General features: G+C 31.2%; 7 protein-coding genes. 5 read left to right on the top strand and 2 right to left on the bottom strand.

Going from position 1 to position 8389, the window contains the following annotated elements:
* Positions 1 to 60: 60 nt before the first annotated feature.
* On the top strand, positions 61 to 777 hold the full coding sequence (locus Q7P22_RS09465; RefSeq protein ID WP_303863579.1) for a restriction endonuclease, SacI family: 717 nt from the start codon (positions 61 to 63) through the stop codon (positions 775 to 777).
* A 35-nt stretch (positions 778 to 812) separates the two neighbouring features.
* Here the strand turns inward: Q7P22_RS09465 and Q7P22_RS09460 are convergent, their stop codons facing one another.
* Together Q7P22_RS09460 and Q7P22_RS09455 are read right to left on the bottom strand one after the other, a co-directional pair.
* Positions 813 to 1859, bottom strand: coding sequence for a DNA cytosine methyltransferase (locus tag Q7P22_RS09460; RefSeq protein WP_303863577.1), 1047 nt, complete (start codon positions 1857 to 1859; stop codon positions 813 to 815).
* The gene (locus Q7P22_RS09455; protein ID WP_303863575.1) at positions 1859 to 2062 is read right to left on the bottom strand and encodes a helix-turn-helix domain-containing protein; all 204 of its coding nucleotides are present in this window, start codon (positions 2060 to 2062) and stop codon (positions 1859 to 1861) included. The genes Q7P22_RS09460 and Q7P22_RS09455 overlap by 1 nt, the downstream gene beginning before the upstream one ends.
* A 162-nt stretch (positions 2063 to 2224) precedes the next feature.
* Between Q7P22_RS09455 and Q7P22_RS09450 the strand changes: the two genes are divergently transcribed.
* From Q7P22_RS09450 to Q7P22_RS09435, 4 genes are all read left to right on the top strand, one after another.
* Positions 2225 to 2959, top strand: a complete 735-nt coding sequence (locus Q7P22_RS09450; protein WP_303863573.1) for a DUF5986 family protein — start codon at positions 2225 to 2227, stop codon at positions 2957 to 2959.
* 27 nt (positions 2960 to 2986) lie between these two features.
* Entirely contained in the window at positions 2987 to 4198 is a 1212-nt protein-coding gene (locus Q7P22_RS09445; RefSeq protein WP_303863571.1) for an XRE family transcriptional regulator, read from the top strand.
* A 770-nt stretch (positions 4199 to 4968) separates the two neighbouring features.
* Positions 4969 to 6138, top strand: a complete 1170-nt coding sequence (locus tag Q7P22_RS09440) for an insulinase family protein (RefSeq protein ID WP_303863569.1) — start codon at positions 4969 to 4971, stop codon at positions 6136 to 6138.
* A gap of 40 nt (positions 6139 to 6178) precedes the next feature.
* The gene (locus Q7P22_RS09435) at positions 6179 to 7984 is read left to right on the top strand and encodes an ABC transporter ATP-binding protein (RefSeq protein ID WP_303863568.1); all 1806 of its coding nucleotides are present in this window, start codon (positions 6179 to 6181) and stop codon (positions 7982 to 7984) included.
* Positions 7985 to 8389: the final 405 nt, after the last annotated feature.

The following is an 8389-nucleotide window of genomic DNA, read 5'->3' as shown; positions in this document are numbered from 1 at the left end:
AACAGGGCTACCTAAAAGCAAAGTAATTGGAATATAATGGAATGAAAAGTCACCGTCCCCATATGCCCTAATGACCAAGCCCTTCTAAATCTACTTTGTGATAACTTACCATTGTTAGATCAACAAGAAGCCTTTTCATGTCTAGTGTGTTTTCTTAAGCGTGCTATAGCTATTAAGACAGATAAAGATAAGGTTTTAGAAATATCTATTCCTTATTCTGTTAATCAACCCTCAACTCTTGCAAAATATGTTTTTTCTTCTTTACAGGAAAATTATGAAGGTGAAGTGCTAACTCTTATGGTAGCAGGTATATATCATTTAATGTTTCAAAGCAAGGATTATATTGTAGAAGTGCATCCTGTTAACCAAAGTGGGGCTTCAAGTAAAGAAATTAGTGATTTAGATGTTTACCAGACTGGAACTCTATTTTTAGCAAATGAATTAAAGGATAAAGAGTATGCTGAAACAGATGTTAGACATGCTGCGGATAAGGTTATTGCAGCAGGAGGAGATAAGTTATTATTCATAGAAGGACCTCGTGGTGGGTGTGCTCCGTCAATTAAGTCATCATTAATTAAGGAATACGCACAGAAGAATTTTCACCTTGTAATTCTCCCAGCATGGGATTTTTTCAATAGTTCAATTGCACTACTACCAAATGTGGACTGTAAAAAATTTATGTATTTTATTTTACAGAAAGCTTTAGATACGAAGTTTAAAATAGAAACTATTGATTACCTACGTAAGCTAGCTAGAACAATTTTCTTAATGAAATAAATAAAATGGTGCTATGAATCATAGCACCATTACTTTTAAAAATACGTTTCTATTACACTTTTTGCAACACTTTCTGCTAGTTTGCAAGGTACAGCATTTCCAATTTGAGTATAAATCGCAGATTTTGAACCCTTGAAAATATAATTGTCTGGGAAAGATTGAATAGCCGCAGCCTCTTTTATAGTTAAACGTCTTAAATGTTCAGGGGCAGGACCAAAGGATGTTGTTATTTCACCTTTACTTAATTTCCCATGATAATCTTTAATCCAGTCATATGCACTTGGATCAGCAAGAATAGCTGTATCAACGATAGGTGTTTTATTACCACCCATTGAAGCAGGAAGTGTAGTCGAAACTGAGTCGAGGTTTAATGGACGTCCCATACCATTAAAAATCATTCCAGCATAGGGACTTTTCCTCATCACAGGATTAGTAGCGAGTGTAATTTTTGCTGTACAAGTTATGGGGTTTTCCTCCGAACCTGCTATAGGAAGACTGCCTAATAATTCACGAAGTGTTTTAGGTTTTTCCTTATGTTTATCTAGAGCTGACAAAAATAATGAGAAATCTTTTTTAGTTCTTGATCCTATAAAGAATACTCTTTCTCGATTTTGCGAAACTCCAAAATCAGCTGCATTTAAAATTAAATAGTTACAAGTATAGCCTAATTCTAATGCTCTATCTAGGTATTTTTGTCTTATTGCATCCCATTTTTCAAGTTTTCCAAGTGCCTTTACATTTTCCATTACGAAAACTGTTGGGTGAACTTTTTCTACCACATCAAGGAACGACCAAATTAATTGACTACGCTCATCGTTAGGATCCATTTTCCCCGCTACGGAAAATCCTTGACAGGGAGGACCGCCGAATACAATATCAATATTTGTATAGTTTGTGAGTTTATCAAAATTCTGATTTATATCACCACGAATGGTTAGAGTTTCAGGATGATTTGAAACATAAGTATCTGCAGCATAATTGTTTAGTTCATTTGCAACCTTTACCATAACTCCAGCGTTTATGAACCCTACATCCATTCCACCAGCACCAGTAAATAGCGAAATACCCGTAATTTTTTTCATTATATGGACTCCTTATCTTTTATGTATTTGCCACTTTTAATACGGGCATCAATTGGCTTACTGGCGTGTTTAGGTATAGCCCATGTATTGCCAAGCTTATTTACTCCTGAGACTCTTCCCTCAGCACAAAGAACTTGAATTCTGCGGCGGCTTATACCCCAAAGAGTGGAGGCTTGTTTTATTGTCATATATTCAAATTCCATAGTGTTTCCTCCTATACCAATAAGTTATAATGATTATATACCATTTAGCGAATAATATCAACTTATATTTTGTACAGTATTAAAGTATTTTGTAGTTCTACTTGACAAAATTCAATTAATATGTAAAAATAATAAACAGATAAAGAAATGGAGGTAATTCTATTGGACGGTATAAAAATTAATGAAAATCTTATGCGTAGAATTGTTCGAGCTATTGATAAAGCTATTGTCGAAGATATACCGGAGTATTTTCGAGAAAATCATAAAGAAACTAACAATGCGATTATACATTTTCGTGGTGATTGTATAAATGAGAATCTCCGAAACCTTGTAGTTGGAGGAGATATTGAACTTATACCTTTTAAAAGATATGTTTGGCAGGGAAGAATAATTGTAGATAGAAAAGAAAAGATTACATATACAATTACTACTCAGAAAACTCTTCGTTCCATACCTAGAAAACAGCGTAATAAACCCCATTTTTTGCAGACGATATTGGGTATTGAAAATAGTAGTTATGTAGCATCTGTAAAACAGATAACCCTTATGGATCTTTATCCATTTGAAGCTGAAGAATTGGAAAGTGACTATAATTCTATTGTGGAAGGAATGATTGACCCAACTGAGGGTTATCGACATTATGTCATCGCTTATGATACAGACAGTAACGAAGTCAGAGATATTCAATTAGAGTTTATGGATAAGGAATTCAATACAATCGAAACGGCATCTCTTAATGAATATATAAAGCCAGATTTTGCAAGGCTTACAGATGTCGAGTTTCTTGATGAAAATCTTAGTGAAGAGACAGAAGATGAAGCAAAAGGTCTGGTGGCTATCAAGTCAAACAAGTTTGGACTTTCTCCTAAATTACGGGAGGTTCCAAAGCAGGCCTGACAAAATAAGATCAGGAGATGAAGAATTATGGACAAAAAAATATTTAACGGTAAGCGCTTAAAAAACGCTAGACTGTTTAGGGGATTAACACTTACAGAGCTAGCTAATAGAACAGAAATTAGTAAGCAATCAATCTCACTATATGAAAATGAAAAGAATATACCTGAACACATGCGTGTACAGAAACTAGCATCTACATTGAATTTTCCTTATGATTTTTTCTTTCAGAAAGATACATTTGAAACAATAACAGATGTTACTTACTTCAGATCATTAACAACTGCAACAAAAATGAGCCGTACTGCTCAAAGCATTAAATTGGATTATGTAGCCAAAATTTATGAGGTGTTATATGAATACATTGACTTTCCACCTCTTAACCTACCTGACGTGGAATTTGATGGTACTGATGATGAATTTGATGATAAGGGGCTAGAAGAAACCCAGTTACAAATAGAATTAATTGCAGAACATGTTAGAGAGATCTGGGGACTAGGAGATAATCCAATTAAAAACCTGCAATTCATCTTGGAGAAGAATGGTATTATTATGACGGGATTTGATACACTAGATGATAAGATTGATGCTTTTAGTCAAAGGACTACCGTTGACAACCAAGATATGTATTTCATAGCTATTGCTCTAGGAAGTAAACCAGAAGGAAGAATTCTATTTGATATGGCTCATGAACTTGGACATATATTACTTCATCCATGGAGTGAAAATCTCGAACTAATTACTAAAGAAGAATTCAAAGCTCGCGAGAAACAAGCAAATATGTTCGCTAGTGCCGTATTACTTCCTAGAAGTAGCTTTGGCAAAGATGTACAGGCATATCCAACTGATTTGAAATATTATCAATTTCTTAAGAAAAAATGGAAAGCATCCATTCAAGCAATGGTATATAGAACTAACCAACTTGGGATAATTACTGATAATCAGTTCCAATATTTAATGAGACAGATTTCCAAGAATGGGTGGCGTAGAAAAGAACCAGGTGATGTAGCATACAAATTAAATGAAAATATATTTCAGGGGGCAATAGACCTTCTTATAAAAGAAGATATACTTGACTCCAAAACTATACTGCAGACGTTTAAACAGCATGGAATTACACTTTATCGACAGGATATTGAGGAACTTCTCCATCTAAAAGAGGGAACATTATATTTCGAGGAGAGTAAACCCAAAATTATACAGCTCAAGCCTCTCTATGATGAGGATGAAGGTAATGAATAAGAAATATAACAATACCAATAAATAATTTTCCCAATGTATTATGGTGCATGAACCGCTAGTTTCTCCTCTGTAAATTGTCTTATTACAGGGGTTTATTTATTCAGAGAATAAAGATGTTATTGTGGACAAGTTTTTCGATGATATATTCTATGAAGTATCAGAATATATAGGAGATAACCATGATAAACTGTATGATAACTATCATCATGTTGAGAATTCAGATAGAGTTAGTTATCAGGTATAGAAGTAAAGTATAGATATCACAAATTATATAGGAAATGGAATTCTTGTAGGACTTGAAAAATATCTTGCAAATAAAATATTGAAAAGGTTAGCTATTCGATTAAAATAAAACTCCTGTCAGTCTTAAACCGACTTACAGGAGTTTTACACTTTTAAGAAGCAAGCTAGCTATAACGAAGGAAATACGCAGACTAATCTAATCCAGCTAAATATATTATGTTGTCGTTATTAAATAATCACCTAATATTCAAAAAACGTCTGAAATCAGATAGTTGGTTTGAAATTTTGTACTGGTGGCAGCAAACACTTCTATGTAAGAATAAATAACTAAAAATACAACTGACAGCCCATAGCATTTTTAATATATTAATATGTATGTAATATTACAGATTTAACCACTTCGGTGCAGATTTAACGGGTGAGTGCTATGGATATCAGATTGTAAGAGTAATTATTCTTTGTTAGAATTAAGCCAAGAGAAATTAAAATAATGATCCAATATAATTTAAGGAAGATGGTAATTTATTATGATAAAAAAACTTCTAATAAATAATCTAGATTTAGAGTGTATCCATGTTGCGGATACTAAAACGGTCTGTATTAATCTACTTATCAGCGTAGGTGCAAACTGTGATAATGAAAAAAAAGGAGTAGCCCATTTTTTAGAGCATATGTTAATTGAAGCATTAAAAAATGATGTCCAGTTTATAAGCAAGTATAGACTCTTAGGTACAACAAGTTTTGACTATACATCCTTTGAAATTGAATGTGTAAATGATATGAATATAATTGAAGAAGCTTTTATAATTCTGGAAAATATTATTAACGGACGATACTTATCGTGTGATTATTTGGAAACTGTTAGAAGAGATATTGAATTCGAATTTGAATATTTAAAATCTAAAACAGATCTTCAAAATATACAGGCTATCTTCTTAAAAAAAGGAATGCCTTTATCTCAACCAATTGGAACGAAAGATTTTATTTCAAAAGCTACTTTTGATGATACAGTTCTATTTCATAAATTAAATTATCATAGCGCTTCTATGTTCATTTTTGTTGTTGGTCCTGTTGATTTTAATAGCATACAAAATAATGTGAAAAGTGTTTTTAACGATTTAAAAGGAAAATCTATTTGGCAAAAATCTGAAACCCGTATAAAACAATTTCATGTATTAAAAAAAAGTAGTATATTTAACATAAACAGTAATGGTTCAAAAATTTATATAGAGAACTCTTATGTACATTTATCGCTATATAACAGAGTTGTTGAAGATTTTGCACTTATGGTATTGGACAACATTATAGAGGATTATTTGGAAGAATATTTTAATCTTAAAACATCATGTAATATAACAAAAATACGTATATTAGGTAAATTTAATTATATTTGTATTGCAATAAAGGGACAGAATATATTGTTTAATGATTCTTTTTTTATTAAGCTATATTATTTTATAAAGAATATACTTCCGGGAGTAATGACAAATATTTTAAATGAGTATATAGACTTTATTAAACATACACCGCAATTAAATGCATGTGTTATAAGTGATGAGCTAAGAAATAATTTTCTTTATGGTGAACCAATATATGACAAAGAAAAATACTTGGAATGTTTGTATAACCTGCAGCTTTTTGAAATCATAGATGTTTTATATTGTTGGTTATATCAAAGTAAACCAATAAATTTATAAGTTAAACCAGATGAACCAAATAGAAAATCAGGGGGTTACTATGAATAAAAAAAATACTGCTATTTTAAACATAAAAGGTTTTACACAGTCCTTAAGATATTGTCTTTCTTTATCTTGGAAAGCATCTAAATTTTATACTTTAACAAGTTTCTTGTTTAGATTATTGACACCTATAATGGAGATAATAGCAATCTATCTAAGCAAGGAAATTCTTGATACTTTAGTATTAGGGCAGAATAATTTAATAAAAGAGCGTTTGATAAATTTGTTTATATTATTCGGTATAATTACTGTTTTTAAAGTTGTTAATGGCAAATTTGACTCTTATGTAGAGGGAATGCTTACTGAAAGTGTGAATGGAATTATAACTGCAAAGATTATAGATGTAGCATTAAACTCGGATATAGAACTATTTGATAATCCGAAATCATATGATAAATTGGCTCTGGCCGTTAACAACACTTATGTTGTATCTAGCATATTAAGAAGCTCAATAAGCTTTCTAAGCACTACGATTTCCTTTCTTATTGCATTTACATTACTATTAAATAGTAACTGGATTTATTGCTTGGTGTTAACTATAGCTGCTTTCCCTTCTGCGTTTATTATTACTTATTACACCAAATTAATTTACTTACTTGATATAGAGCAAATTAGTGGGCAAAGAGAAAAAGATTATTATTTTAGGACAGCGACTAGTAAAGTGTTTTCACAAGATATTAGACTACATAACTTAGCTAATATTTTCAAAAATAAATACATATCTTTATGGCGTAATTTGTTTGAGGAAAAGAAGAAAAAGGTAAAAAGTAGAACTATTTCCACAACTATATTTACGTGCGTACCTGTAATATTATCTATTACTATTTTGATAGATGTTGTTTTAAATATAATAGAGGGGTATCTCACAATAGGTGATTATTCTTTATATAGTGGATTAATAACACAGTTATTGTATTCTATATCAACTATAATTGTGATGATTTCTACACTTTATGATAACAGACTAAGAATAGAGAATATTCGTGAAATTGAAAATTTACCAAGAACCAATATAGAATCAGGAACTATTCTTTTGGAAAGCATAGAATCGATAGAATTTAGAGATGTGTGGTTTGCATATCCTAATACAGAAGCTTTTGTATTAAAGGGTATAAATTTTAAAATTCATAAGGGAGAGAGAGTGGCCCTAGTAGGTATAAATGGTTCGGGTAAAAGTACTATAATAAAACTTCTTCTTCGTTTTTATGTCCCAACACAAGGCTTAATTTTAATTAATGGTATAAATATAAAAGACTATAATAATGCGAGTTTACATGAGGCGTTTTGTTGTTATTTTCAAAATGCAGAAAATTATGCTTTTACATTAAGGGAAGATTTCAATCTATCTAATATAAATAAAAAAGAAAATGAATATGAAATGCATGAAGCTTTAAAAAATGCTGGTGCAAGTGCTGTCTATAATAAATTATATAACGGGCTTGATACATATATTTCAAAATTATTTAAAGAGACTGGAGCTGAAATGTCAATCGGTGAGCAGCAAATGATTTCGTTAAGTCGAACTTTTTACCGAAATAGTCAGATTTTAATTCTAGATGAACCGTCTTCGTCTCTTGATCCAGAAGCTGAAGATCGATTATTTCAAAGACTTCAATACTTTTGTGATGGAAAAACAGTATTATTTACATCACACCGATTGTCTAATATAAAACTTTCAACACGAATACTTGTAATAGAGGATGGGGAAATAATTGAAGATGGTCCCCAAGAAGTACTATTGCAAAATTCAAGCCGCTATAAGCAATTATTTGACTTCCAAGCAAACAAATACAAGTCAATATAATTATTATTACCCTGTATAGGAATAAAAAAGTAATAAAAAGTTTTTATAACCTCAATCATTTTAGATATAACAGAACGTTTTATATAATGAGGGAATCTTCCGTAATGGAGAAACTGCATTATTTACATCCCACCGATTGCCTAATATATAATTTTCAACACGAATACTTGTAATAGAGGATGGGGAAATAATTGAAGATGGTCCTCAAGAAGTATTACTGCAAAATTCATGCCACTATAAGCAAGTATTTGACTTTCAGGCAAACAAATACAAGTCAATATAATTATTATTATCCCTGTATAGGAATAAAAAGTAATAAAAAGTTTCGATAACCTCAATCATTTTATATAAACAGAACGTTCTATATTATGAGGGAATCTTCCGGAGGATTAGCCTTGATAAATG

This window comes from Alkalibaculum bacchi (genome assembly GCF_937875145.1).
Lineage (GTDB): Bacteria > Bacillota > Clostridia > Eubacteriales > Alkalibacteraceae > Alkalibaculum > Alkalibaculum bacchi_A.
This window is presented reverse-complemented; position numbering and strand designations above follow the sequence as displayed.